Source organism: Caballeronia sp. LZ003, assembly GCF_031451465.1.
In the GTDB taxonomy this organism is placed as follows: domain Bacteria; phylum Pseudomonadota; class Gammaproteobacteria; order Burkholderiales; family Burkholderiaceae; genus Caballeronia.
This window is the reverse complement of record NZ_JARUXJ010000002.1, coordinates 174006-199108: the sequence shown is the minus strand read 5'-3', so window position 1 is coordinate 199108 and position 25103 is coordinate 174006. Positions and strand designations below refer to the sequence as shown.

The 25103-nt window shown below is 62.4% G+C and carries 21 protein-coding genes and 1 riboswitch; of the genes, 14 read left to right on the top strand and 7 right to left on the bottom strand.

Features of this window, described 5'->3' with window-relative positions:
• Positions 1–55: 55 nt before the first annotated feature.
• Positions 56–1300, top strand: a complete 1245-nt coding sequence (locus QCE79_RS15535) for a DUF1479 domain-containing protein (RefSeq protein WP_309845693.1) — start codon at positions 56–58, stop codon at positions 1298–1300.
• Positions 1301–1361: 61 nt separating this feature from the next.
• Here QCE79_RS15535 and QCE79_RS15530 read toward each other — a convergent pair whose 3' ends face one another.
• A complete protein-coding gene (locus QCE79_RS15530) occupies positions 1362–2483 on the bottom strand; it encodes a mandelate racemase/muconate lactonizing enzyme family protein (RefSeq protein WP_244830614.1) in 1122 nt (373 codons plus the stop codon).
• A gap of 106 nt (positions 2484–2589) precedes the next feature.
• Here QCE79_RS15530 and QCE79_RS15525 point away from each other — a divergent pair, with 106 nt between their 5' ends.
• The 5 genes from QCE79_RS15525 (at position 2590) to QCE79_RS15505 (ending at position 8791) form a co-directional block, all read left to right on the top strand.
• Positions 2590–3492, top strand: a complete 903-nt coding sequence (locus tag QCE79_RS15525) for a LysR substrate-binding domain-containing protein (protein WP_244830616.1) — start codon at positions 2590–2592, stop codon at positions 3490–3492.
• Positions 3493–3600: 108 nt separating this feature from the next.
• On the top strand, positions 3601–5361 hold the full coding sequence (locus QCE79_RS15520) for an IlvD/Edd family dehydratase (RefSeq protein WP_309845687.1): 1761 nt from the start codon (positions 3601–3603) through the stop codon (positions 5359–5361).
• Between the two features lie 177 nt (positions 5362–5538).
• Positions 5539–6486, top strand: coding sequence for a dihydrodipicolinate synthase family protein (locus tag QCE79_RS15515; RefSeq protein ID WP_309845684.1), 948 nt, complete (start codon positions 5539–5541; stop codon positions 6484–6486).
• Positions 6487–6525: 39 nt separating this feature from the next.
• The gene (locus QCE79_RS15510; RefSeq protein WP_309845682.1) at positions 6526–7833 is read left to right on the top strand and encodes an MFS transporter; all 1308 of its coding nucleotides are present in this window, start codon (positions 6526–6528) and stop codon (positions 7831–7833) included.
• 10 nt (positions 7834–7843) lie between these two features.
• Positions 7844–8791 (top strand): 2-hydroxyacid dehydrogenase, encoded by a 948-nt coding sequence (locus QCE79_RS15505; RefSeq protein ID WP_309845679.1) that lies wholly within the window; start codon positions 7844–7846, stop codon positions 8789–8791.
• Here the strand turns inward: QCE79_RS15505 and QCE79_RS15500 are convergent, their stop codons facing one another.
• The 4 genes from QCE79_RS15500 to QCE79_RS15485 all read right to left on the bottom strand — a co-directional run bounded on the left by QCE79_RS15500 (position 8792) and on the right by QCE79_RS15485 (position 13560).
• The gene (locus tag QCE79_RS15500; RefSeq protein ID WP_309845676.1) at positions 8792–9763 is read right to left on the bottom strand and encodes an amidohydrolase family protein; all 972 of its coding nucleotides are present in this window, start codon (positions 9761–9763) and stop codon (positions 8792–8794) included.
• Positions 9764–9800: 37 nt separating this feature from the next.
• Positions 9801–10607, bottom strand: a complete 807-nt coding sequence (locus QCE79_RS15495; protein WP_309845674.1) for an NAD(P)-dependent oxidoreductase — start codon at positions 10605–10607, stop codon at positions 9801–9803.
• Between the two features lie 17 nt (positions 10608–10624).
• The gene (locus QCE79_RS15490; protein WP_244830629.1) at positions 10625–11917 is read right to left on the bottom strand and encodes an MFS transporter; all 1293 of its coding nucleotides are present in this window, start codon (positions 11915–11917) and stop codon (positions 10625–10627) included.
• 95 nt (positions 11918–12012) lie between these two features.
• Positions 12013–13560, bottom strand: coding sequence for an altronate dehydratase family protein (locus QCE79_RS15485; protein ID WP_309845671.1), 1548 nt, complete (start codon positions 13558–13560; stop codon positions 12013–12015).
• Between the two features lie 219 nt (positions 13561–13779).
• On the opposite strand from QCE79_RS15485, the gene QCE79_RS15480 reads away from it, so the two are divergent.
• The gene (locus tag QCE79_RS15480) at positions 13780–14718 is read left to right on the top strand and encodes an SMP-30/gluconolactonase/LRE family protein (RefSeq protein ID WP_309845670.1); all 939 of its coding nucleotides are present in this window, start codon (positions 13780–13782) and stop codon (positions 14716–14718) included.
• 22 nt (positions 14719–14740) lie between these two features.
• On the opposite strand, the gene QCE79_RS15475 is transcribed toward QCE79_RS15480, so the two are convergent.
• Together QCE79_RS15475 and QCE79_RS15470 are read right to left on the bottom strand one after the other, a co-directional pair.
• On the bottom strand, positions 14741–16426 hold the full coding sequence (locus QCE79_RS15475; protein ID WP_309845668.1) for a methyl-accepting chemotaxis protein: 1686 nt from the start codon (positions 16424–16426) through the stop codon (positions 14741–14743).
• Positions 16427–16559: 133 nt separating this feature from the next.
• Entirely contained in the window at positions 16560–18926 is a 2367-nt protein-coding gene (locus QCE79_RS15470; RefSeq protein WP_309845667.1) for an EAL domain-containing protein, read from the bottom strand.
• Between the two features lie 420 nt (positions 18927–19346).
• Between QCE79_RS15470 and QCE79_RS15465 the strand changes: the two genes are divergently transcribed.
• From QCE79_RS15465 to QCE79_RS15435, 7 genes are all read left to right on the top strand, one after another.
• Positions 19347–20300, top strand: a complete 954-nt coding sequence (locus tag QCE79_RS15465; RefSeq protein WP_250494626.1) for a DnaJ C-terminal domain-containing protein — start codon at positions 19347–19349, stop codon at positions 20298–20300.
• A 6-nt stretch (positions 20301–20306) separates the two neighbouring features.
• Positions 20307–20627, top strand: coding sequence for a chaperone modulator CbpM (locus tag QCE79_RS15460; RefSeq protein ID WP_250469456.1), 321 nt, complete (start codon positions 20307–20309; stop codon positions 20625–20627).
• 188 nt (positions 20628–20815) lie between these two features.
• Positions 20816–20946, top strand: a riboswitch (guanidine-I (ykkC/yxkD leader).
• A gap of 58 nt (positions 20947–21004) precedes the next feature.
• Positions 21005–22081: a putative urea ABC transporter substrate-binding protein gene (locus QCE79_RS15455; protein ID WP_309845664.1), complete on the top strand. Its 1077-nt coding sequence runs from the start codon at positions 21005–21007 to the stop codon at positions 22079–22081.
• Positions 22082–22105: 24 nt separating this feature from the next.
• Positions 22106–22921 carry an ABC transporter permease subunit gene (locus tag QCE79_RS15450; protein ID WP_309845661.1) on the top strand — a complete coding sequence of 272 codons (816 nt, stop codon included), beginning with the start codon at positions 22106–22108 and terminating at the stop codon, positions 22919–22921.
• Entirely contained in the window at positions 22918–23709 is a 792-nt protein-coding gene (locus QCE79_RS15445; protein ID WP_309845659.1) for an ABC transporter ATP-binding protein, read from the top strand. Before QCE79_RS15450 ends, QCE79_RS15445 begins: the two co-directional genes overlap by 4 nt.
• 14 nt (positions 23710–23723) lie before the next feature.
• The gene (locus QCE79_RS15440; protein ID WP_309845657.1) at positions 23724–24428 is read left to right on the top strand and encodes an urea amidolyase associated protein UAAP1; all 705 of its coding nucleotides are present in this window, start codon (positions 23724–23726) and stop codon (positions 24426–24428) included.
• Between the two features lie 16 nt (positions 24429–24444).
• Positions 24445–25086, top strand: a complete 642-nt coding sequence (locus QCE79_RS15435; RefSeq protein ID WP_244830645.1) for an urea amidolyase associated protein UAAP2 — start codon at positions 24445–24447, stop codon at positions 25084–25086.
• Positions 25087–25103: the final 17 nt, after the last annotated feature.

The following is a 25103-nucleotide window of genomic DNA, read 5'->3' as shown; positions in this document are numbered from 1 at the left end:
TGCAGGCGTGATCGGCCTATTCTGCCGGTATGCCGAAACCCATACGGAGACAACCATGGCACTTGAAATCGACGATTTGCCGGCAACCATCCGGCAGGCTAAACGAGCGCTTCGCGAGCGGCTGCCGAACTATCGCGAAGTCTTCGCCGAAGTGGAAGAAGCAATCCACGCCGAGGCCAGCGAGATTGCCGAGCGACGTAATCGCGGCGAGAACGTCATTCCTGAAATCCAGTTCTCCGAGATCGCGCAGCAGCGCGTGAGCGCGGAGCAGATCGCACTCATCAAGTCGCGTGGTGCGTGCGTGATCCGCAATGTGTTCGAAGCATCGCGCGTCGAACAATGGGACCGCGATATCGCCGAGTATGTCGAGCGCAACGACCTCGATACGCGACTGCAGAACCGCGCCGAGGACAAATACTTCGGCCAGCTCGACTCGAGCAAGCCGCAGATTTACGGCGTGTACTGGTCGAAGCCGCAGGTGCTGGCACGGCAGGCGCCTTCCTTGACTGCGGCGCGCGTGTTCCTCAACCGCTTGTGGCGCGTCGAGAGCGAAGGCCGCGTTCATTTCGATCCCGAGCGCGTGCCGGTGTATGCCGACCGCATGCGCCGACGTCCGCCCGGCTCCGAGTCGTTGGGTCTGTCCGCGCATTGCGACGGCGGCTCGGTCGAACGATGGATCGAAGCAAATTTCCGCAAGGTGTACCGGCATGTGTTCGACGGCAACTGGCGTCAATATGACCCATTCGACGCCGCGTTCCGGCCGGATGTCGAGGAGATCGCGTCGCCCGCGGTGTGCTCCATGTTCCGCACGTTTCAAGGATGGACCGCGCTCACGCCGCAAGGTCCGGGCGACGGCACGTTGCAGCTCGTGCCGATTGCGAACTCGATGGCGTATATCCTGTTGCGCGCCCTTCAGGACGATGTCGCCGACGACGACCTGTGCGGCGCCATGCCCGGCCGCGCGCTTTCCATCAAGCCCGAATTTCATGCACCGCTTTTCGAAGCGTTGTCTTCGATCCCGCACATGCAGGCGGGCGACACCGTCTTCTGGCATAGCGACGTGATCCACGCCGTGGAAGATGCGCATCGCGGCGCGGGCTACAGCAACGTGATGTATATCGCTTCGGCGCCTGCGTGCGCCAAGAACGACGAATATCTCAAGCGCCAATTGCCCGCTTTCCTCGGAGGCAGAAGCCCGCCCGACTTTCCCGCCGATCACTTCGAGGTCGACTTCGTCGGACGCGCCACGATGCAAGACCTGACGCCGCCCGGCAAAGCGCAACTCGGGTTCGATCTTTAAAGCTCATGAGTCGTCGATAAAACGGGCGCACGCCATCGCAACCAGGACCGAATAAAAGCCTTCAAATCCGCTTCCACTGCCCGTACTTCGCCACCTGCGATTCATCGAAGGAGAAGCCGAGGCCGGGCGCGTCGTGCAGCTTGACGCGCCCGTTCTCATGCGACAACTGGCGGTCCACCAGACGGCGGAAGTTGAGCACCTGATCGTCCCAGAAATATTCGACGTAGCGCGCGTTCGGCGTGGCAGCAACGAGCGGCGCGTGCAGGTCGTGGAACCAGTGCGGACACATCACGACACCATGACTTGCCGCCGTCGCCGCGATCTTGCGCCATTCGGTAATGCCGCCGCACACCGCCGCATCCGATTGCAGAATCGCGGCCGCGCCCTGGTCGAGCAATTCCTTGTGATACCAGCGGCCATAGCCGATCTCGCCCGTCGCCACCGGAATGCGCGTGGCCTTCGCAAGCCTCGCGTGATTGTCGACATCGTCTGGCGAAAAGGGCTCTTCGATGAAGTACGGATCGTATTGCTCGATGCGGCGCACATGCTGCAAGGCCTGCGTGAGATCGGTCCAGCCGTTGTTCATGTCGATCATCAGTTCGACGTCGGGCCCGACGGCTTCGCGCGCCGCCTTCACGCGCCGCTCCTCTTCCTGCGGCGACAAACGCCCGCCTTTCATCTTCACCGCCCGAAAACCCATCTCCACGTAGCCGGCCATTTCCTCGCCGAGCTTTTCAGGTGTCTTGCCGTCGAGATAGTAGCCACCGCTCGCATAGGCCGGCACGCTTTCGAGCTCGTTCGCGCCGAGATATTTGTGCAAGGCCACGCCATGCGTGCGCGCGTTGAGATCCCACAGCGCGACATCGAGAATGGACAGCGCACGCATCACGGTGCCCGCGCGTCCTTGCAACAGCGCTTCGTTATACATCGTCTGCCAGAGTCCTTCCACAGCGTACGAGTCGCGGCCGATCAGCACCGGCGCGAGCAACTGCTCCACCGCCACGGTCAGCAATTCGCCCGCCGCGCTGCCGATATAGCAAAAGCCGATGCCTTCGACGCCATCGGTCGAGCGCACCTTGACGAGGCCGTAATGACGCGTGGACACCGTGCGCGTCGAAAAGGACGTGACGCGATCGAGCGGCACCGCGGCCGCGCATACGGCGATGGATTCGATGATAGGCATGGCTGTCTCCCTGTATTGTCGTCAAGAACCGCAACATTGAGTCTGATGACATGCGCGCCGCAGAAGAAGTATCCTTTGGCTTCTTCAAACCCAAAATTTTTTATCGATGGACTCGCGCTATCTGCAAAGCTTCGTGTTCGTCGTCGAACTGGGTTCGATCGCGGAAGCCGCGCGCAGGCTCGATCTGACGCCCGCCGCCGTCGCGCAACGCGTCAAGATGCTCGAAGCCGAACTCGGCGCCACGCTCGTGCGTCGCTCGGGCCGCACGGTGGGCGCGACGGAAGCCGGCGAGCGCATTCTCGCGCGGGCGCGAGCGGTGCTGCACGACATTCGCGACTTGCGTTCGGACATCGAGGACACGGATCAATTAGGCGGTCAACTGCGTCTTGGCGGCATGGCGACGATGATGGGCAGCCTCATTCCCGACGCGCTCGCGGTGCTGCTCGGTCATCATCCGCAGATGGACTTCTATCTGGAGCCGGGCACGTCGCTCGATCTTTATCGCAAGGTGACGGCAGGCGATCTCGATGCCGCCGTGATCGCGCAACCGCTTTTCAATCTCCCGAAAAGCTGCGACTGGCATACGTTTCGCACGGAGCCGCTCGTGCTTCTGACGCCCGCCGCGATGAACGTCAACGACGTCCACGCGACCTTGCTTTCAGAACCCTTCATTCGATACGACCGTAACGTGGTCGGCGGCCAACTCGCGGATGCGTATTTACGGCAGCAAGGCATCAAGCCGAATCAGCGCTGCGAACTCGATGGCCTCGCGGCCATCGCCACGCTGGTCGATCGCGGGCTGGGCGTCTCGCTCGTGCCGGACTGGGCGCCGCACGAGTATCCGGGCATTTCCGTGCGCAAGTGGGCGCTGCCCAACGCGGCGCCCAAGCGTCTCGTCGGCTTGTTATGGGGACGTTCATGCGCGCGCATCCGGCTCGTGCAGGCGTTTCTCGGCGCGGCGGACTCTATCGAACGGACGCGGCACGGGTCGGGCAAACCGAAGCAATAGTCACGTCCGGAAGCAAGAAGTTCTATGGTTTGAAGCAAGCGCGAACGTGTCGCGGCAACGCAAGCCAGCCGCGATAATGCGGGCACACCTACAGGAGACGCCAGCAACATGAGCGACACATTCAAGAAAAAGTCCGGCGCTGAACAAGACCCGCAACCCGGCGGCCTGCGCAAATCGCTGACGAGCTATGGCGACAGCGGCTTCTCGCTCTTTCTGCGCAAGGCTTTCATCAAGGGCGCGGGCTATACGGACAGCGCGCTCGACCGGCCGGTGATCGGCATCGTGAACACAGGCAGCGCGTATAACCCGTGTCATGGCAACGCGCCGCAGCTGATCGAGGCCGTCAAGCGCGGCGTGATGCTCGCGGGCGGCCTGCCAATGGACTTCCCGACCATCTCCATTGCCGAATCGTTCTCGCAGCCCACCAGCATGTATCTGCGCAACCTCATGTCGATCGACACCGAGGAGATGATTCGCGCGCAGCCCATGGACGCCGTCGTGCTGATCGGCGGATGCGACAAGACCGTGCCCGCGCAACTGATGGGCGCGGCATCGGCGAATATCCCGGCGATCCAGCTCATCACCGGTTCCATGCTGACGGGCGCGCATCGCGGCGAGCGCGTGGGCGCATGCACCGACTGCCGGCGCTATTGGGGACGTTTTCGCGCGGAGGAGATCGACGAGACGGAAATCGCGGCGGTCAACAACCAGCTCGTCGCGAGCGTGGGCACGTGTTCGGTGATGGGCACGGCAAGCACCATGGCGTGTATTGCCGAAGCGCTCGGCATGACCGTTCCGGGCGGCGCCGCGCCGCCCGCGGTGACATCGGACCGCATGCGCGTCGCCGAAATGACCGGCACGCAAGCCGTGCAGATGGTGAAGGACGACCTCACCATCGACAAGATCCTCACCGCCGATGCCTTCGAGAACGCCATGCGCGTGCTGCTGGCTATCGGCGGTTCGACCAATGGCATCGTGCATCTGACCGCCATTGCCGGACGCATGGGCTACGACGTCGATCTGAAAGCGCTCGACCGCATGGGCCGAGAGACGCCCGTGCTGCTCGATCTGAAGCCGTCCGGCTCGCATTACATGGAGGATTTTCATAAGGCGGGCGGCATGGCCACGCTGCTGCGCGAACTCAAGCCGCTTCTCAATCTGAATGCGCTGACCGTCACGGGCCGCACGCTCGGCGAGGAGATCGAAGCGGCGGGTCCGGCCTTCGTGCAGGATGTCGTGCGCTCGTTCGACAAGCCGATCTATCCGCAAGGCGGTATTGCCGTCCTCGAAGGCAATCTCGCGCCGGGCGGCGCGATCATCAAGCAGTCGGCGGCGAACGCCGAACTCATGGAGCACGAGGGCCGCGCGGTGGTGTTCGAGAACGGCGCGGACTTGGCCACGCGCATCGATTCCGCCGATCTCGACGTCAACGCCGATGACATTCTGGTGCTCAAGAACATCGGTCCGAAGGGCGCGCCCGGCATGCCGGAAGCCGGGTACATTCCGATCCCGCGCAAGCTCGCGACGGCGGGCGTCAAGGACATGGTGCGCATCTCCGATGGCCGCATGAGCGGCACCGCATTCGGCACGATCGTGCTGCACGTGACGCCCGAATCGGCGATCGGCGGGCCGCTTGCGCACGTGCAGACGGGCGACCGCATTCGCCTGTCCGTGTCGAAGCGCGAGATCAGCCTGCTCATCAGCGACGAGGAACTCGCTGCGCGTGCGGCCCGACATCCCGTGACGATACCGACAGCGGAGCGTGGATACCGCAAGCTGTTTCTCGATACGGTGACGCAAGCGGATAAAGGCGTCGACTTCGATTTCTTGCGCGCGACGGAGAAGCGCGGCACGACGCCAAGAAGCTAGACGCGTCATGCTGAAGCACGCCAGGGCCGCTTTCGAGCGGCCTTTTTTGCGTTCACGGGAAACGTCCGCATAAGACACAAGAATTTTTTATCTTTGAAGCAAGCGCACCCTTGTTCTTCCATATCCAACCCACGGCGATACTGGCGCGACCCTCGAACGACACCGGAGACGCTTGCCATGACTACATCAAAGACCTTTCAGGGCGCGCTGTCGCCCGTTCTCACGCCATTCGACGATAACGGCGCGCCATCGGCCGAGCGTCTGATTCGCCACTGCCGCGCGTTGCTCGACGACGATGTCGGGCTGGCCGTGTTCGGCACGAATTCCGAGGCCAACTCCATGTCCGTCGCGGAGAAGCGCGGACTGCTCGATGCACTCATCGGCGCAGGCCTGCCCGCTGCACGCATGATGCCTGGCACCGGCGCGTGTGCGTTGCCGGACACCATCGAACTCACACGCCATGCGGTAGCGAACGGCTGTGGCGGCGTGCTGATGCTGCCGCCGTTCTACTACAAGGGCGTGAGCGACGAAGGTCTGTTCCGCGCATACGCCACCGTGATAGACGCTGTCGCCGATGCGCGTCTGAAGATTTATCTCTATCACATTCCGCCGGTCGCGCAGGTGCCGTTGAGCCTTGCACTCATCGAACGCTTGCTGAAGGCGTATCCGGGCACCATTGCGGGCATCAAGGACAGCTCGGGCGACTGGAACAACACGTCGGCCGTGATCGATGCTTTCGCGTCCACGGGCTTCGAAGTCTTCGCGGGCAGCGAGACGTTCCTGTTGCGCACGTTGCAAGCGGGCGGCGCGGGTTGCATCACCGCGACGGGCAACGTGAATGCGGCGGCCATCGGCAAGCTCGCGCGCGAATGGCGCGCCGTCGATGCGCCCGCACAGCAACGCCGCCTAGACGAAACGCGCGCGGTGTTCCAGCGCTTCCCAATGATCGCCGCGATGAAAGCGGCCATTGCATGGCAATCCGGCGATGAAGGCTGGGCGAATTTGCGCCCGCCGCTCGTCGAACTCGATGGCACGCAACGCGTGCAGCTTGAAAACGCGCTGGACGCCATCGGCTTTTCCATTCCGCATGCCGATCAGCTCGGCGTTCGCGAAGCCGCGCACTGATCCGCCGTACAACCATACGAATAAAAACGGAGACAAACCTTGTACGACAGCCCTTCACTTCCCGCCTCGATAGCAACCGACGACGCCGATTCCATCTTTCGCCGCGTTGCGCTGCGCTTCATGCCGCTCTTGTTCGTCGGCTACGTGGTCGCTTATCTGGATCGCGTCAACGTCGGCTTCGCCAAGCTGCAGATGTTGAACTCGTTGCATCTGAGCGAAGCCGTGTACGGCCTCGGTGCGGGGTTGTTCTTCGTTGGCTACTTTTTCTTCGAGGTACCGAGCAACCTTCTGCTGCATCGCATCGGCGCGCGGCGCTGGATCGCGCGGATCATGATTACCTGGGCCGCGTTATCGATGGCCACTGCCTGGGTCTCCACGCCCATGCAGTTCTACGCCGTGCGGTTTCTGCTCGGTGTCGCGGAAGCGGGCTTCTTTCCGGGCATGGTGCTGTATCTGACGTACTGGTTCCCGTCGCATCGGCGCGGCAAGATGATTGCGCTCCTGATGGCGGGCAATCCGGTGTCGGGGCTTATCGGCGGACCGGCGTCCGGCTGGATCATGCATTCGATGAGCGGCGTGGGTGGCTTCGAAGGTTGGCAGTGGCTCTTCATCATCGAAGCGGTGCCGTCCATCGTGCTCGGCTTCGTGATCCTGAAGCATCTCGATGACCGCGTCGCCGACGCCACCTGGCTCTCCGAACCCGAAAAGCGCGTGATCCTCGATGAAATCGCCGCCGATACCGCCACGCAAACGCACGGCTCGGTGCGCGCGGTGTTCACGTCGGCGCGCGTGTATTTAATGTGTCTGATCCTCTTCGGCATTGTCATGGGTTCGTACGCAATCGGCTTCTGGCAGCCGACCATCCTGCGTTCGACGGGTATAGAAGACGCGTTCATCATCGGCCTTCTGACGATGATTCCCTACTCCGTCGCCCTCATCGCGATGATCCTCACCGGCAAGCACGCCGACCGCACACGCGAGCGGCGCTGGCACGTCGCGCTGCCCGCGCTCATTGCCGGAGCGGGCTTCGTGCTGTGCGCGCTCTTCGGCGCGTCATCGGCGATATCGGTGGCCGGCCTCACGCTCGCGACTGCGGGCGTCATCACCGCGCTGCCGATGTTCTGGGCGCTGCCCACGGCGTTTCTCGGCGGCACGGGCGCGGCGGCGGGCATCGCGCTCATCAACTGCACGGGCAATCTTGCCGGATTCGTAAGCCCGGCCGTGATCGGCTGGCTCAAATCGATCACGCATTCGCTTTCGTCGGGACTGTTCGTGGTTGCGGCTTCGCTTGCGTTGTCGGCGTTGCTGATTTTCGTCTTTGTGCCGGCGAAGCTCGTCAACAAGTAAGGATTCGACGATGACCGCCAACGACACGAATGTGCCACCCGTTTTGCGGATAGGCGAGTTTCCTGCCATTGCCGAGGCCTTGCTGAAAGAGCGCCTCGCTCTACACACGCTCGCCGAGATCGGCGCTGACGACGCGCTCCGCGCGCGCATCGGCGCTATCGTCACACGGTCCAACTACGACATCGACATCGCGCTCATCGAACGATTACCCGCGCTGCGCATCATTGCGACGAGCGGCGTCGGCTTCGACCGCATTCCGGTCGAGTTTGCGCGCGAACGCGGCATCGTCGTGACCAACACGCCCGATCTGCTCAACGCGGCCGTCGCCGAACTGACGATAGGACTCGTGCTCGCGATGCTAAGGCAACTGCCGCGCGCCGACCGCTTCGTACGCGAAGGCGCGTGGTCGAACGGCGTACTGCCGCTCGGCTCGAACCTGGCGGGCAAGCGCGTCGGGATCGTCGGCATGGGGCGCGTCGGCAAGGAGATCGCGCGAAGACTCGCACCGTTCCATGTCGAGATCGCGTACTTCGGGCGCACGCGTCAGGCGCTGCCGTTCGAATGGTTCGAGACGCCCGTTCAGCTTGCGCGCTGGTCGGACATTCTGATCGCAAGTTGTCCGGGCGGCAGCGCGACGCGTCATCTGATCGATGCTACCGTGCTCGACGCGCTTGGGTCCAAGGGCATGCTCGTGAACATTGCGCGCGGTTCCGTCGTGGATGAAGCGGCGCTGGTCGCAGCGCTGGAACGCCAGGCGCTCGCGGGCGCCGCGCTCGATGTCTTCGAGCACGAACCGCTCAACGATTCGCCTTTGCGACAGTTGGACAATGTCGTGCTGAGCCCGCATATCGGCAGCGCGACGCATGAGACGCGGCTTGCAATGGCCAAACTCACCGCCGACAACGTCGTCTCGTTCTTCACGACAGGACGGGCATTGACGCCTGTCCATATCGAATGATTAGAACTGATACAGCGTGGCGGGCGTATCGACGAGAATGCGCTTGCGCGTCGCTTCATCCGGCACGACGTTGGCGAAAAGGTCCGCGAGCAAGGCATCATCGGGAATGCGATTCAACGGCTGCTCCGTCGGATGCGGCCAGTCGCTTCCCCACAGCACGCGCTCCGGCGCGACCCGAGCAAAGCCCGCCGCGAGCGCGACGCTATCCGCATACGAAGGCGGCCCGACCTGCGTCTCGTTGTAGAAGCCGATCAGCTTCACGTACGCCTTCCCGCTCGTCAGCAACTCGGAGACCATCTGAAAAGAAGCCTGATGCACCGCATCGGGTTCCGGCACGTGCGCAAGATGATCGAATACGACCGGACACGGCAAGTCGTACCACGTGCTTCGCGCCTGCATCAAAAACGCAGCGGGTGCGTTCACCTGCACATGCCACCCCATTGGCGCAATACGAGCCGCAAGCGGCTTCACCATATCGAGCGTGGTCGTTCCCGGTGGCGCGAGATTGAAGCGGATACCGCGTACGCCAGCGCGATTCAAGGCTTCGAGTTCCGTCTGAGTCACGCTCGTATTGACGACCGCAATGCCGCGTGCGCGTCCGTTGAAACGCGCGATGGATTCGACGAGCAGACGGTTATCGACGCCATAACTCGACGGCTGGATGATGACATTGCGCGTCGTGCCGATGCGCTTTTGCAGTTGCCGATAATCGTCGACGGTTGCATCGCCGGGCTTGAGCGTCGCTTCGGGCGCCCACGGATAGCGATGATCGTAGATGTGATGATGGCAGTCGGTCGCATCGGGCGGCATCGCGAGCTTCGTGCGCTCGGTGCCGGTGGACCATTTGACTTGCTGCGCGTCACTCTGTACTCGCGTTTCTGCGCAACCGCTCAATGCCAAACCACCCGCTGATGCAACGAGCGCACTCAGCGCCTTCAGCGTCTCGCGACGCTTTCCATTCCACTTCGACAAGGCTGTCTCCTGTTTTATTCGAATGTGCCTGCACGTATTAATCGATGCGCTGTGTGTCTCCCTCGAACTCGCGAAGACAACCGAAGCCGCCATGAAACAGCGCCTCGGTCGCGTCTTCCGCTTCGCTCGATGAGGAGATTTCCAGCGCATGCGTCTGCGCATCGTCCTGCGGTCGATAGCCGAGCGCACGCGCATTCGCATTGCTCCAGCGATTGCGCGCATTGTCGGACACGCCATAAACGATGACGAAGTGATAGTCCGGCGCATCGATAGCGCGACGCGTCAGTTGCACCATGTCGCGATGACTGATCCACGAATAAAGGTGGCGCGGCTCGGTCGGCTTGTCGTCGGGACGAAACGAACCGATGCGCAAACACGCCACCGACATGCCGTACTTGTCGGCATACAAACGCCCGAGCGCTTCGCCGAACGCCTTCGACACACCATAGCGGCTGTCGGGGCGAACCGTGACCGTGTCGTCGATCATCCTGTCGCGCCGATGAAAGCCCACCGCATGATTCGAACTCGCGAACACCACGCGTTTCACGCCCGCCTCGCGCGCCGCCTCGAAGACGTTGTAGCAGCCATCGATGTTCATGTCGCGAATCTTCTGCCACGTGTCCTCGTCGGGAATGCCCGCGAGATGCACGACCACATCGACGCCCTCCATGATCTCGCGCAAGCGCTCGGGACGCGTGATGTCGGCAGTGACGATTTCCTCATGCTCGCCCGCGCTCGCTTGCGGCGCGATGTCGGCAAGGCGTAGCGCGTAACGGCCCGCGAATCCGGCGCGTAGCACGCGGCCGATGAGTCCGGCCGCGCCCGTGATCAAAACCCGTTTCATGCGTTGTCTCTCCGTGTTTATCGCAAGGACTGGCTTGCGATGCCGAGTTCGGATGCGCGGCGGTTATGCACGAAAAGCACCATGGCGATGACGCCGGTGAAATCGATCAGCGCGCCGAACAAGAACGCGCTGTGATAGCCGCCGAAGTATTGGATGAGAACCCCTGTCAGCGCCGGTCCGATGATGCCCGACAGGTTGCTCAAGAAGTGGATGAAGCCACCCACGCCGCCCTGCCGATGCAGCGGCAGAATCTCGTGCTGAATTGCCCAGATGGCCTGGCACGAACCGGTGAGGAACAGGAGCGCCGCCGCGATGAGCGCGACCGCCGCCACGAGCGAAGTGGCCGACGTGATGCACAGCACGGCGACACCGGACAGCGCGAGCGGAATCGTCGCGACGAGCTTGCGCGCCTTCACGGGATCGTCCATGCGACGATAAATCCAGTCGCCTACCAGCCCGCCGCCGAAGTAACCAATGGCGCCGCAAATCCACGGAATGGACGTGATGATGCTCATCTGCTTGAGGTCGAGATGCATCACGTTGGTCAGATAACTCGGCAACCACGAGATGAACACGTACTGTGTGTAGTTCACGGCGAAGAGACCCGCGCCGAGCGCGAGCGTGCTCGGGCGGCGCAGATACGCGCCGAGCGTCATGCCGTCGTCCTCCACGTTCGCGGCTTCGGCAATGGAACGGCTCTCGTCGATCATGCGACGTTCGTCATCGCGCACGCGCGCGTTTTGCGCGGGCTTGTCGGTCACGAAGATGCGCCACACCACGAGCCACAGAAAGCCGAGCACGGCGATCACGATGAACGACGTGCGCCAGTCGAACGCATACGCGATCAGACCGACCACCGGTCCCGCAATGGCATTGCCGAGTGTCTGTCCGGAGAACGTGAAGCCGATCATCGTCGAGGTCTCGTGACGCGGAAACCAGTTCGAGATCGTGCGATTCGTATTAGAGCTCATCGGCCCTTCGCCAATGCCGAAGAACACGCGGCATACGAGCAGCGAGACGAATCCCGTCGCGGCCGCGGTGAGTCCGCAGAACAGCGACCAGATGCCCATGGCGTAAGTGAACACGCGCACGGTGCCCCACTTGTCGGAGAAATAGCCGCCGAGAAAGGAGAAGATGGAATAGCCGATGAAGAAGCTGCTGAAGATGATGCCGAGTTGCGAGGGCGAAAGATCGAGCGTCTTGCCAACGATGGGCGCGACGATGCCGAGCGCCGCGCGATCCATGTAGTTGATCGCGCCTGCCGTGAATAGCAGGCCCGCGACCACATAGCGGTATTTGCCGGTCTTCATATGTCTCCTTGACTGCTTTAGTTATGGAGCGGCCATGAAGCCCTCGGCCGCGAAGGTCCTGCCTTGCCGATGCTGTCGTGTCTAAATCCTCACTCTCAACTCATGATGCCGATCTGCCACGGCACGAATTCGTGATCGCCGAGGCCGAGCAGTTCGCTCTTGCTGCGCTCGCCCGAAGCGGTGGCGAGCAGCGCGTCGAAGATGACCTGCCCCATGCTTTCGATGCTCGCTTCGCCATCGAGAATGGCGCCGCAATTCAGGTCCATGTCCTCGGTGAGACGGCGATACATCGGCGTGTTGGTGGCGAGCTTGATCGATGGCACGGGCTTCGCGCCGAACATGGAACCTCGCCCCGTCGTGAACGCGATGAGGTTCGCGCCACCCGCGATCTGTCCGGTCGCGGAGACGGGATCGAAGCCCGGCGTATCCATGAAAACGAGGCCGTTTTGCGTCACGGGCTCGGCGTAGCGATACACCTCCATGAGCGGCGTGGTGCCGCCTTTCATCGACGACCCGATCGATTTCTCGAAGATGTTGGCGAGGCCGCCGACCTGATTGCCCGGACTCACCTTGCCGTTGATCTGCACATCGCGACCGACCGAATATTCTTCCTTCCACCAGCGGATGCGATCCACAAGTTTCTCGCCCACCGCGCGGCTCACGGCGCGGCGCGTCAGCGTATGTTCGACGCCATAGACCTCGGGCGTTTCCGACAGGATGGCGGTGCCGCCGTGGCGCACGAGAATGTCCATTGCGGCGCCGAGCGCGGGATTCGCGCTGATCGAGGAAAAGCCGTCCGAACCGCCGCATTGCAGGCCGATCTTCAGATGGCTCGCATCGACCGTGCTGCGCGTGACGTCGTTGGCGCGGGGCAGCAACGCCTTCACAGCTTCAATGCCCGCCTCGATGGTTTTGCGCGTGCCGCCGGTTTCCTGCATCGTGAAGGTATGCAGTCGCGAACTTGCGCTCAAATGCTCTTGATCGAGCAGGCCTTGCAACTGATTGCGTTCGCAACCGAGTCCGACGATAAGTGCCGCCGCGAGATTCGCGTGGCGCGCGTAGCCGGCCATCGTGCGGCGCAGCAGTTGCATGGGCTCGCCGCTCATCTCCATGCCGCAGCCGATCGAATGGCTGAACGCCACCACGCCATCCACGTTCGGGTAATCCGCCAGTCGCTCGGGCGTGAACCATTCCGCGATCTTGTGCACGACCGTGGCCGAGCAATTCACGGTGGAGAGAATGCCGATGTAATTGCGCGTCGCCACGCTGCCATCCGCGCGCACGATGCCCTGAAACGTCGCGCGCTTCCCGACAGGCAACTGCTCGACCGCGCGATAGTCCTCGCCATAGGCGTAGTCGCGATCGAAGTCGCGGAACTCGACGTTGTGTCCGTGAACCAGCGTGCCCGGTGCGATATCGGCGGCGGCGAAACCGATCACCACGTTGTATTTGCGGATCGGCTCGCCTTGCCGGATGGCGCGGGCGGCGATCTTGTAGCCTGCCGTGACCTGGCTTCGGCTCACGAAGTCTTCGGCATCCACGCGCGTGCCCATCGCTACATCCGTGCGGGCAATCACGACGTTGTCATTGGAATGAAGACGGATCACCGGGCCGACGACGCGCTTTTCGGACTGCTCGATCATGGGTTTTGTATAAGTTATGCGCCGCGAGTACGCGCCTGATGGACCGCTTCATGAAGTACTGAATGGACCACTCGCTGCGCCAATCATACGGATCGGGGATTTGCTATGGTTTGCTTGAGAAGCAAGAAATTTTTTAGTCCGGCGCGCTAATCTGCGGGCTGAGACACCGGGAGCGCCGGGACCGCCGCCGCGCCGACGCTGATAACAAGGAGACATCTCATGTGGCAACAGACCGAACGCTATCCCGACCCGCGCGTGATTTCGCTCGATCCATCCTTCGACCGCTATCGCGTTGCGTTCTCCGCAGTCGAGCGGCTTGCAACGGGCTTTCGGTTCACGGAAGGTCCGGTCTGGTTCGGCGATGGCCGCTTCCTCTTGTTCAGCGATATCCCGAATAACCGCATGCTGCGCTGGGAGGAGGAAACGGGGGCGGTGAGTGTGTATCGCGCTGCATCGAACCATGCGAATGGCAACACGCGTGACCGGCAAGGACGGCTCATCACGTGTGAACATGGGCGCCGCATCACGCGCACGGAATACGACGGCCGCATGACCGTGCTGATGGATTCGTTCGATGGCAAGCCGCTCAATTCGCCTAACGATGTCGTCGTCAAGTCCGACGGTTCGATCTGGTTCACCGATCCGCCCATGGGCATCTGGGGCCACTATGAAGGCAACAAGGCCGAGCCGGAACTGCCGCATTCGATCTATCGCATCGACGCAAGGACGCTCGAAGCGAGCCTCGTCACGGCGGATCTGAAAGGACCGAACGGTCTGTGTTTTTCGGCCGACGAGAAGCTGCTTTACGTGACCGAATCGCGCGGCGTGCCGAACAAGCTCATCCACGTGTACGACGTGTCGGAGGACGGGCGCGGTATCGGCCGGGGACGCGTGTTTTACGACGCGGGCGTGGGAACGGTGGACGGCATACGCGTCGATGTCGACGGCAACTTGTGGTGCGGCTGGGGCATGGGCAGCGACGAACTCGACGGCGTGATGATTCTTTCGCCTGCGGGCAAGCCGATCGGACGCATCGCCCTGCCCGAGCGATGCGCCAATCTTTGCTTCGGCGGACCGAAGCGCAACCGTCTCTTCATGGCGGCGTCGCAGTCGATCTATTCGGTGTACGTGAACACGCAGGGCGTCGCGAACGTTTAGCGCGAGCGCCCTGTTTCATCGCTTAGAACGTGGCCCAGTCGCCGTCGCCGGCTGCGACCGCGGGTTCTGCGCGCTTCTTCGGCGCGGCAGGCTTGACGGCCTTCACGATCGACGCGGGCGCAGGACGGCGCACCGGCGCTGCGTTCGCACGGCTCGCGGCAACGACAGCCTGGCCCGTGCGAAACACGGCGACGGTCGTGCGCAATTGCTCGGCCTGATCTTCCAGCGACCCAGCGGCTGCCGCCGCTTCTTCGACGAGTGCCGCGTTCTGCTGCGTGACCTCGTCCATCTGCGAGATGGCCTGGTTCACTTGCTCGATACCGCGCGTCTGTTCATGCGATGCCGACGCGATCTCGCCCATGATGTCCGTCACGCGTTGTATCGCCGTGCCGACCTTTTGCATGGTTCCACCCGCGCGGGCAACGAGTTCCGTGCCCGCCTGCACGCGGCCGCCCGACGTTTCGATCAACTCCTTGATCTCCTTCGCGGCACTCGACGAACGCTGCGCGAGGCTGCGCACTTCGCTTGCGACGACGGCAAAGCCGCGACCCTGCTCGCCAGCGCGAGCGGCTTCGACCGCGGCGTTCAACGCAAGGATGTTGGTCTGGAACGCAATGCCTTCGATCATGCCGATGATCTCCGCGATCTTGGCCGAACTCTGCTCGATGCCCGCCATGGTCTCGACGACCTGACCGACGATAGCGCTGCCTTCGTTGGCGACGGCGTTCGCGTTGTCGGCGAGGCCGCTTGCCTGCATCGCGTTCTCGGAGTTCTGCTTGACCGTCGCGGTGAGTTCTTCCATGCTCGCGGCCGTTTCCTGCAGCGAAGCGGCCTGCTGTTCGGTACGCGATGAAAGATCGGTATTGCCCGCTGCAATCTGCTTGCTGGCGCTCGCAATGGCCTCGCTGCTCGTTCGGACAGAGCCGACGGTTGCCGCGAGCTTCTCCTTCATGGCGGCGACGCCGGAGAGCAACTGGCCCATCTCATCGTGGATCTTGATCGTGACCGTGCGTGTCAGATCGCCTGCCGCGATGTGCTCGAAATGCTCGAGTGCATCGGCGAGCGGCGACATGATCGCGCGACGCAGGAAGTACCAACCGAAAGCCGCGCCCGCAATACCCATGACGAGCGAGATGAAGCCAACGGTACGCACGGTTGCGTAGCTGCTGTCGTTTTCCTCGTCCTGGCGGGCTGCGTCGATGAGTTGGAATTCCTTCAGCTTCTTGAAGGCATCGCTCGTGCGATTGTAGGCATCGGGCACGTCTTTCTGTGCATAGCGAATGATCTCGGCCTGATCGCGTTTCTCGATGGCGGCGCCAAAAGCTTCGACTGCCTTGCGCATTTGAGCGCGGCCTTCGACCACGTCCTTCGCGAGGACGTCTTCGTCCGCGCCACGCGGGATGACATCGTACTTCTTGTACCACTCGTCCGAATCGGCCAACGCTTTCTCGGCGCGAGCGCGCAGGTCTTCCCCTCCGGTGCCTTCGCGGTCGAGCGCAAAGCGGTCGAGCAGCACGCGTGCGCGGTTCAGGTACACGTCCGAGACACCCAGCGCGTTGACGGAGGGCAACGTGCTCAGACTCACGTCTCTTGCGGACGCCTTGATGGTCGCCATGCCGTATAGACCGATTCCCACGGACAAGCTGAGCAGCACGCCAAGAAAAATCATGGTGAGCGCGAGCCGCGCCCGGATTGTCAGGCTCTTCATTCGTTTTGCTTCCAGAGTGGTCGTAGGTGGAGACAAGGCGCGATGCTTATCGACGCCTGTTGCAAGCTTGTCCACCTTCTTATCGGCGTGAAGCAGGGAAACTGTAATGAGGATGTAGGTATGACGGCCGCCGTTACGTCACGGCGCCCGCTGCAACGACACCGCTCGGCTCGGGCGCGAGCGTCGAAAGTCCCACGACGAGTTCCGGCGCGACCGGCCGGCTCAGCAAGTAACCTTGCACGAAGTCGCACTGCGCTTGCCGCAGCATGTCCAGTTGCGTTGCGCGCTCGACACCTTCCGCCGTGACGCTCACGCCAAGCGCATGCGACATCTGGATGATGCCGCACACGATGCCGTGCGTCGCGGCATCGCTTTCCAGGCGAGCGACAAACGAACGGTCGATCTTGAGCGTATCCGGCGCGAAATCCGCGAGATAACGCAGACTCGAATAGCCCGTGCCGAAGTCATCGATGGCGATGCGCACGCCGAGTTCCTTCAACGCACAGAGCGTGCGTTGCGCGAGCTCTGCATTCTCCATCAACGCACTCTCGGTCAGTTCCACTTGCAGGCTCGACGGCGGCAGTCCGTGCCGGCGCAAAGCGTTATCCACGACATCGACGATAGCCGTATCGCGCAACTGCCGCGCCGACACGTTCACGGAGACGCTGAGCGCGCTCGCACCGTTTCTGCGCCAGTGCGCAAGCTGCCGAAGCGCGTCTTCCATGACCCACGCGCCGACCTCGATGATGAAGCCGCTCTCTTCCAGAATCGGAATGAACACGCCCGGCGAGACGACACCGCGCGTTGGATGACTCCAACGGATGAGCGCCTCGACACTGCGGACCGCGAGCGAATGCGGCTCGTGAATCGCCTGATAGTGCAGCACGAACTGTCCGTTGGCGAGCGCGGCGGGCAGGTCGCGCTCCAGGTTGAAGTCGACGATACGCTTGCTTGCGTCCTTGTCGGCGAAGCGAAAGCCGTTGCGCCCGGCCTTCTTCGCGGCATACATCGCAATGTCCGCACTCGTGAGCAAGGTCTCGTGATCGGCGCCGTTCTCGGGGAACACTGAAATGCCGATCGACGCGGTGACGAACGCGCCGGCGCGAGGCGCATCGCCTGTTTGTGCGAGCACGCCGAGAATGATTCGCGCGATGCTCGCAAGCCGTTCCTTGTCGCGTGCCTCGTCGATCAGCACGGCAAACTCGTCGCCGCCGAGTCGCGCAAGAAAGGCATCGGCCGGGAGCGCAGCCTGAATCACTTCGCTCAGCGACTTGAGCAGACGGTCGGCTGCCGTATGGCCGAGCGTGTCGTTGAGCACCTTGAAGCGGTCCAGATCGATGAACATCAGCGCGAACACGTTGTCCTCGCGGCAGCGTTCCTCGATGGCCCGCAAAAGCGCAACGCGATTCGCGAGCCCTGTCAGCGAATCCGAGAAAGCCAGCCGGTCCAGTTCCGCGACACGCTCCTGCTCCGCGGTAATGTCCTCGCTGATGCCGATGATGCGCGCCACGCCGCCCGCCGCATCGCGCACGGGATAGCCCGTGCTTTGCACCCAACGCACGCCGCCGCCGGGCCGCTCGATGCGGTATTGCACGCGCCCGCCAATCGCGGTGTCGACGATGCGGCGCATCGCGGCTTCGACTTGCGGACGGTCTTCGGGCAGCACGACATCCATCCACGCTTGCGGACGTTCCAGCAGCGTCGGCGCGTCCACGCCGAACAGGGACGCGCAGCCTTCGCTCAACCGATGGAAGTGGCTGAAATCCGCGCTATACGAGTAGAAACAGAGACCGGCGTGCGCTTCCATCTCGGTCATCAGCGCGTCTTTCGCGCGCAGATCGGCGGCGAGGTCGGCTTCCTGAGTGACATCGAGCGACGCGCACAAAATGCCGTAGACGCCACCCCTACCGTTTTCGATAGGGATCAATCGCGACTGCCATACCTTCGGCTCGCCTGTCGTCGTCGGGCACGCGCCAGTGAAAGACGTGCGCGCGCCTTGCAGCGCGGCGGCGAATGCGCTGCGAGCGGCGATGGCGTCATCGTTCGACCAGAAGCTCAGCCAGTCGGCGCCGGCAAGCTGTTCCGGGCCGCTCGCCTGCATCAACTGCGCGCCATGCTCGGAGATGCGCAACATGCGCCCTTCTTCGTCCAGCAGCTTCAGGCATTCGCGATTCGCGTCCAACAGCGCCCGTGCAAGCGCGCGGGTGGCATTCTCGCGCCCGGCGGCGCGGCATGCACGACCAAGACCGATCGTCAGCACGACGCCGCCGGCAAAGACGCCGACGCACGACGCCGCAACGTTCGACACGGACGCGAGTGGCCAATAAACGAGCGCGAACGCGCCCACCGCACCGAGCATGTGCTGCACGACGCAGGCAGAGGAAAAAGTTGCGCTACGTGCCTGAGTTTTCAGGAAGAACGACAGGAAGCCCTGGTTCTGCGCGGATCGAGTCTCCGACCGTGCGCGGTCGACTGAACCCTGGGTGGAATGATGGGACATGGGCATTGCAAAACCAGGCTTTCGGTGGACGTGGTGGACGAGTCGACCAAGCCTCGTGCTTGATGGAGCCGATCAGGCGATTCCTGGTTTACGACGCACAAATGCAAATGCTTTAGCCCTGTGCGGACGAAGAAATACAAGGTGCGGGCGATGGAGCCTTCAGGGAAGGTGCGAGAACAAGGCTCCAAGCGTGCCTTACCGATACGTGAAGCGCCGGTGCGTCCTCTTCGTCCGAGGGACGCCCGTGCATGTGCTTCGAAACGAGCGTGCGGCCATTCGTCGAGCCGCTTCTGCGCGCTCGAATCGTTCACCCATGACACGCTCCAGCAAACATGCTTGTATATTAACGGGACGCATCGGCGTCTCGAGTACGCGTCGCGTCGGCGAACCGGGACCAATGATCGACCATCCGGGCTAACCATGAAATACAAAGACTACTACGCGGTCATGGGCGTTCCGCGCACGGCGAGCGAAGCGGAAATCAAGACCGCTCACAGAAAACTCGCGCGCAAGTTTCATCCCGACCTCAACAAGGACGCGGACGCCGAAGCGCGCTTCAAGGAAGTGGGCGAGGCATATCAGGTACTCAAGGACCCGGAGAAGCGCGCCGCGTTCGATGCCCTCGGCACCGGGCTCAAAGATGGCGACGAGATCCGTCCGCGTCCCGATGTCGGCGATGGCTTCGAGTATCGCGGTGGCGAAAGTCAGCAAGACGCCGACGACTTCTTCAGCGACCTGTTCGGCGCACGCAGCGGCATGCACGGCGGCGCACGCGCGCGGCATGGGACACGTTCGCGCATGCCCGAGTGGCCTGGCGAGGATCATCATGCAAGCGTCGCGGTCAGCCTGGAAGATACCTACACCGGCGCGCAGCGCACCTTCAGGCTACAAATGCCCGTCATCGACGATGAAGGACGCGTGACGTATCAAACGCGCACGCTCGATGTGACGATACCGAAGGGCATTCTCGACGGCCAGCGCCTGCGCCTCGCGGGTCAGGGAGGCGCCGGTTCGGGCAATGCGCCGCCAGGCGACCTCTATCTGGAAGTGACGGTCGACAAGCACAAGCGCTATACCGTCGACGGCCGCGACGTCACCGTCGAATTGCCGCTTGCGCCATGGGAAGCCGCGCTTGGCGCAGAGGTGGTCGTGCCGACGCCATCCGGCGATGTGACCGTGACCGTTCCGGCCGGGTCTGCCGCCGGACGACGTTTGAGGTTGCGCGGTCGAGGCATTCCCGGCAATCCGCCCGGCGATGTCTACGTCATGCTCGGCATCGTGCTGCCTCCCGCCGATACCGACGCCAGGAAGGCTGCCTATCACGCCATGCGCGATGCGTTCGACTTCGATCCGCGCGCGCACTTTTATGGGTGAACCATCATGAATGAAAACGAGCCGGTTTATCTGCAGGGCGATATCGTCGAGGAGCACGTCGAGTTCACGATGATCGAACTGTGTCGCATCACGGGCGCTTCGGAAGATCAGCTCGCGCTTTGGGTGCAAGAAGGCGCATTCGAGCCGCGAGGTGCGCGTATCGAGGAATGGCGCTTCAGCGGCACGTCGTTGCGCCGCGCCATGACCGCGCAACGACTGACCAGCGATCTCGAACTGAACGCGCAAGGCGTGGCGCTTGCACTCGATCTGCTCGATCAGATCGATGCCTTGCGCTCGCGTCTCGCACGCTACGGCGACCGCGGTTGATACGCATGAGCCTTCGTGCGACCTTTCCCCGAAACGTCGCACGAGCGCTTCGATGGTGCGCCGATCATCCGGATTTGGTGCACACGCATGGCTGAATCATGAAACATGCGCTCATTTGCGATGGCACGCTTATCGCTTATAGCTACAGCAAGGAGCCGGCGCTTCATCCGGTTTAGCACCAACAATTTGCAATAGATAACTAGGGTTCCGATCCGCGTAGCGTCCATGAGGGACGATCCATACGCGCGATGCTGGTCCGAGAGTTGTCGACCTCAAGGTTCTGCGCGAGGTTACACGGCGGGATAAAAGCCCGGGAGAGAACGCGATCGAGAGTCGCGCCGCTCCCCGCCGTCGATAACCCCTTCGAGGTCAACCTCATGCGCAAGCTACCCCGTTTCATCGGCATCGCCGCCCTCTCTCTCGCCGCGTTTGCTTCCACCGCTTCTCCCTCGTTCGCCGCCGGTCGTCAGGACTTCAAGGTCTGCTGGACCATCTATGCGGGCTGGATGCCGTGGGGCGAAGCGAAAACTCAAGGCATCGTTTCCAAGTGGGCCAAGAAATACGGCATCAATGTCGATGTCGTGCAGCTCAACGACTACGTCGAGTCGATCAATCAGTACACGGCCGGCAAGTTCGACGGCTGCGCCATGACCAACATGGACGCACTGACGATTCCCGCCGCGGGCGGCGTGGACTCGACCGCGCTTATCGTCAGCGACTATTCCAACGGCAACGACGGCGTGCTCGTAAAGGGCACTGGCAAGAAGATCGCCGACATCAAGGGTCAGCAGATCAACCTCGTGCAGTTTTCCGTATCGCACTATCTGCTTGCCCGCGCGCTCGAATCCGCCGGCATGAGCGAGCGCGATCTCAAGGTGGTGAACACATCGGATGCCGATATCTCGGCCGCGTTTGCGACACCCGCCGTGAAGCAGGCCGTCACCTGGAATCCCATGCTCGCCGACCTGAAAGCCAAGCCCGATGTGACCGAAGTCTTCGATTCGAGCAAGATTCCCGGCGAGATCATGGACATGATGGTCGTCAACACGAAGACGCTGCAAGAGAACCCCGCACTCGGCAAGGCACTGACGGGCGCATGGTTCGAGATGATGTCGCTGATGCGCGCCAACAGCGCCGACAGCACCGCCGCCCTCAACGCGATGGCGAAGGCATCCGGCACCGATCTGCCGGGCTTCAAGGGCCAGCTCTCGACCACCGCGCTCTTCTACACGCCTAAGTCCGCGCTCGACTTCGCGACGAGTCCCGAACTGCCGCGCACCATGACGCGCGTCGCGAAGTTCTCGTTCGATCACGGTCTGCTCGGTCAAGGCGCGCCGAGCGCGGACGCAATCGGCATGGCGTTCGACAAGGGCGTCGTGGTCGGCAGCAAGAGCAACGTCAAGCTGCGCTTCGATCCGACCTACGTGCGCATGGCCGCCGACGGCAAGCTTTAACGCCTGCGAACCGGAGGCTGCGCGATGCGACTCATCAACCGACACCCGAGCAAGAGCGGCGCCATGCTGCTGCTTTTGATGCCGTTCATCGTGCTGTTGGCGGTGTACTTCACCAGTTCGTCGCTACGGCTCAGGGACAATCCCGGCGACAAGGTGCTGCCAAGCGCGAGCCAGATGAGCGAGGCGATCACTCAGTTCGCCTTCACCGAAGACAAGCGCACGGGCCAATATCTGCTTTGGACCGATACGCTCGCAAGCCTTAAGCGCCTTGGCATCGGGCTTGCGGTGAGTGCGGTGATCGCGCTCATCGCGGGCATCGTGACGGGCAGCATTCCGCTCGTGACCGCAACGCTCTCGCCCTTCATCACTGTCGTCTCGATGATCCCGCCGCTCGCGGTGCTGCCCATTCTCTTCATCGTGTTCGGCCTCGACGAGTTGTCGAAGGTCGTGCTGATCGTGATCGGCATTACGCCCATGATGATCCGCGATCTTCAGCAGCGCGCACGCGAGATTCCCGACGAGTTGTGGGTCAAGGCGCAGACGCTCGGCGCCACGAGCTGGACGCTGATGCTGCGCATGATCCTGCCGCAACTCATGCCGCGCCTGCTTGTCGCACTGCGTCTCGCGCTCTGTTCGGCGTGGCTCTTTCTCATCGCGGCGGAAGCGATCGCATCCGTCGACGGCCTCGGCTACCGCATCTTTCTCGTGCGCCGCTATCTCGCGATGGACGTGATCCTGCCTTACGTCGCGTGGATCACGCTGCTCGCGTGGCTTATCGACGAGAGCCTGCGCCGTATCACGCTGTGGGCGTTTCCCTGGTACGGCGGAGGCGCAAGATGATCGAAGTCCGCAACGTGTGGAAAGAGTACGGCAACCAGGTCGTGCTCGAACGCCTGAATCTCAAGATCGGAAAAGGCGAATTCTGTTCGATGGTCGGTGCGTCGGGCTGCGGCAAGTCCACGTTTCTGCGCCTTCTGCTCGGTCAGGAACGCGCGACACGCGGCGAGATCCTGCTCGATGGCGAACCGCTGCCGGGTGAACCGGACGCGCATCGCGGTGTCGTGTTTCAGCGCTATTCGGTGTTCGAGCATTTGAGCGTGGTGCGCAACGTGATGCTCGGTAACGAGTTGCGCGAGTCGAGGCTCATGGGCCGTCTTTTCGGCGCGCGTCGACAGGCTGCACGCGACGAAGCCGTGGCGATGCTCGAACGCGTCGGTCTTGCCGCCGCGCTCGACAAGTATCCGCATCAGCTTTCAGGCGGCATGCAGCAGCGTCTTGCCATTGCGCAGGCGCTCATGATGAAGCCGCGCATCTTGCTGCTCGACGAACCCTTCGGCGCGCTCGATCCGGGCATCCGCCGCGACATGCACGAACTGCTGCTGAAGCTTTGGCGCGAGTCGGGCCTCACCATCTTCATGGTCACGCACGACTTGAAAGAAGGCTTCACGCTCGGCAGCCGCGTGCTCGTGTTCGACAAGGTACGTGTCGATCCGCAAGCGCCCGGCGCGTATGGCGCGCGTATCACCTACAACATTCCGCTCGACCATAGCCGCGACTCGGCTTCGTCGATCCACGTTGCACGGGCGGCCGTCGAAGGCGCCGCGCGTGCGGAAGCGATACCTGCTTAAAGGAACCCAGGAAGATGGACTCGCTACTCGAAGAAACCGTTCCGGGCGGCGGACATGCGTCGCTGATCGTCAAGCGGGGACAGTCGTTGCGCCTGACCGATATGGATGGCGGCGCGAATGTCAGCATCATGATGTTCAACGCCGCCGAAAAAAGCGAACGCTTGAATTTACCCGATACGCTCAAGTGCCAGCACACGGCCAAACTAAGCGCGGGCCATTGCCTCTACTCCGACATGGGCCGCGTGCTTGCCGCCATCGTCGCGGATACATGCGGGTGGCACGACAGCATCGGCGGGGTATCGAATGCCGGGGAAGTGCATGAGAAGTATGGCGCGGGACGCTATCAGGAACTGCGTAACGGCTTTTATCGCAATGGTGTGGACAACCTGCTTGTCGAGATGGGCAAATGGAATCTCGGCCTCTCCGATCTCTTGATGACGCTGAATCTCTTCAGCCGCGTCGACGTGACGGACCAGGGGGCGCTTACCTTCGTCAGCGGCAATTCGAAGCCCGGCGATTACGTCGAGCTCTATGCGCCGATGAACACGCTCGTCGTGCTCACCGCAATTCAGCATCCGCTCAATCCGAACGCGAACTATGCGCCGCAACCCGTGAAGCTCTCGTTGGCAAATGCGGATCGAGAAGTGGCTGAACTCTGCCGCACTTCGTGCGAGGAAAACGTGCGTGGCTTCATCAACACCGAGCGCTTTTATCTTTGAGCGGAGACCGACAAACATGACGACCTACCTCACCGCCAGCGACCGCCGTGCAGAAGATGCGATCCACCGCGAGACGCTCGGCGCCGGCGAGCCGTGGCTCAAGGAACTGAAGGCCGGACAGACGCTGCGCATTCGCGATATGGAAGGCAATCAGGCTGTCGATACGCTCTTCTACAGCCTCGACAACCCGCGCGAACGTTTCGATCCGCAACGCACCCTGCGCCGCCAGAAGAGCCTCTATCTGACGACGGGAACCGTGCTGTATTCGAACCTCGGCAACCCGATGCTGACCATCGTTGCCGATACATGCGGCCGTCACGACACGCTTGGCGGCGCATGCGCTCAGGAGAGCAATACCGTTCGTTATGCGCTCGAAAAGCGCTACATGCATAGCTGCCGCGACAACTTCCTACGCGCCTGCGCGCACGACGGACGGCTTTCCAAACGCGACCTGAGTCCGAACATCAACTTCTTCATGAACGTGCCGGTGACAGCCGATGGCGGACTCACGTTCGAAGACGGCATCTCCGCGCCCGGCAAATACGTCGAACTGCGCGCGGAGATGAACGTCATCGTGCTCATCTCCAATTGCCCGCAGTTGAACAACCCCTGCAACGCCTACAACCCGACACCCGCGGAGTTACTGATATGGGAATGATGCGAATGAACCGCCTG

What these genes read in the sequence shown, in the direction of transcription:
- QCE79_RS15535 (WP_309845693.1), top strand. Translation starts at nt 56, where the DNA reads ATGGCACTTGAAATCGACGATTTGCCGGCAACCATCCGGCAGGCTAAA.
- QCE79_RS15530 (WP_244830614.1), bottom strand. Translation starts at nt 2,483, where the DNA reads ATGCCTATCATCGAATCCATCGCCGTATGCGCGGCCGCGGTGCCGCTC.
- QCE79_RS15525 (WP_244830616.1), top strand. Translation starts at nt 2,590, where the DNA reads ATGGACTCGCGCTATCTGCAAAGCTTCGTGTTCGTCGTCGAACTGGGT.
- QCE79_RS15520 (WP_309845687.1), top strand. Translation starts at nt 3,601, where the DNA reads ATGAGCGACACATTCAAGAAAAAGTCCGGCGCTGAACAAGACCCGCAA.
- QCE79_RS15515 (WP_309845684.1), top strand. Translation starts at nt 5,539, where the DNA reads ATGACTACATCAAAGACCTTTCAGGGCGCGCTGTCGCCCGTTCTCACG.
- QCE79_RS15505 (WP_309845679.1), top strand. Translation starts at nt 7,844, where the DNA reads ATGACCGCCAACGACACGAATGTGCCACCCGTTTTGCGGATAGGCGAG.
- QCE79_RS15495 (WP_309845674.1), bottom strand. Translation starts at nt 10,607, where the DNA reads ATGAAACGGGTTTTGATCACGGGCGCGGCCGGACTCATCGGCCGCGTG.
- QCE79_RS15490 (WP_244830629.1), bottom strand. Translation starts at nt 11,917, where the DNA reads ATGAAGACCGGCAAATACCGCTATGTGGTCGCGGGCCTGCTATTCACG.
- QCE79_RS15485 (WP_309845671.1), bottom strand. Translation starts at nt 13,560, where the DNA reads ATGATCGAGCAGTCCGAAAAGCGCGTCGTCGGCCCGGTGATCCGTCTT.
- QCE79_RS15480 (WP_309845670.1), top strand. Translation starts at nt 13,780, where the DNA reads ATGTGGCAACAGACCGAACGCTATCCCGACCCGCGCGTGATTTCGCTC.
- QCE79_RS15475 (WP_309845668.1), bottom strand. Translation starts at nt 16,426, where the DNA reads ATGAAGAGCCTGACAATCCGGGCGCGGCTCGCGCTCACCATGATTTTT.
- QCE79_RS15470 (WP_309845667.1), bottom strand. Translation starts at nt 18,926, where the DNA reads ATGTCCCATCATTCCACCCAGGGTTCAGTCGACCGCGCACGGTCGGAG.
- QCE79_RS15465 (WP_250494626.1), top strand. Translation starts at nt 19,347, where the DNA reads ATGAAATACAAAGACTACTACGCGGTCATGGGCGTTCCGCGCACGGCG.
- QCE79_RS15460 (WP_250469456.1), top strand. Translation starts at nt 20,307, where the DNA reads ATGAATGAAAACGAGCCGGTTTATCTGCAGGGCGATATCGTCGAGGAG.
- QCE79_RS15455 (WP_309845664.1), top strand. Translation starts at nt 21,005, where the DNA reads ATGCGCAAGCTACCCCGTTTCATCGGCATCGCCGCCCTCTCTCTCGCC.
- QCE79_RS15450 (WP_309845661.1), top strand. Translation starts at nt 22,106, where the DNA reads ATGCGACTCATCAACCGACACCCGAGCAAGAGCGGCGCCATGCTGCTG.
- QCE79_RS15445 (WP_309845659.1), top strand. Translation starts at nt 22,918, where the DNA reads ATGATCGAAGTCCGCAACGTGTGGAAAGAGTACGGCAACCAGGTCGTG.
- QCE79_RS15440 (WP_309845657.1), top strand. Translation starts at nt 23,724, where the DNA reads ATGGACTCGCTACTCGAAGAAACCGTTCCGGGCGGCGGACATGCGTCG.
- QCE79_RS15435 (WP_244830645.1), top strand. Translation starts at nt 24,445, where the DNA reads ATGACGACCTACCTCACCGCCAGCGACCGCCGTGCAGAAGATGCGATC.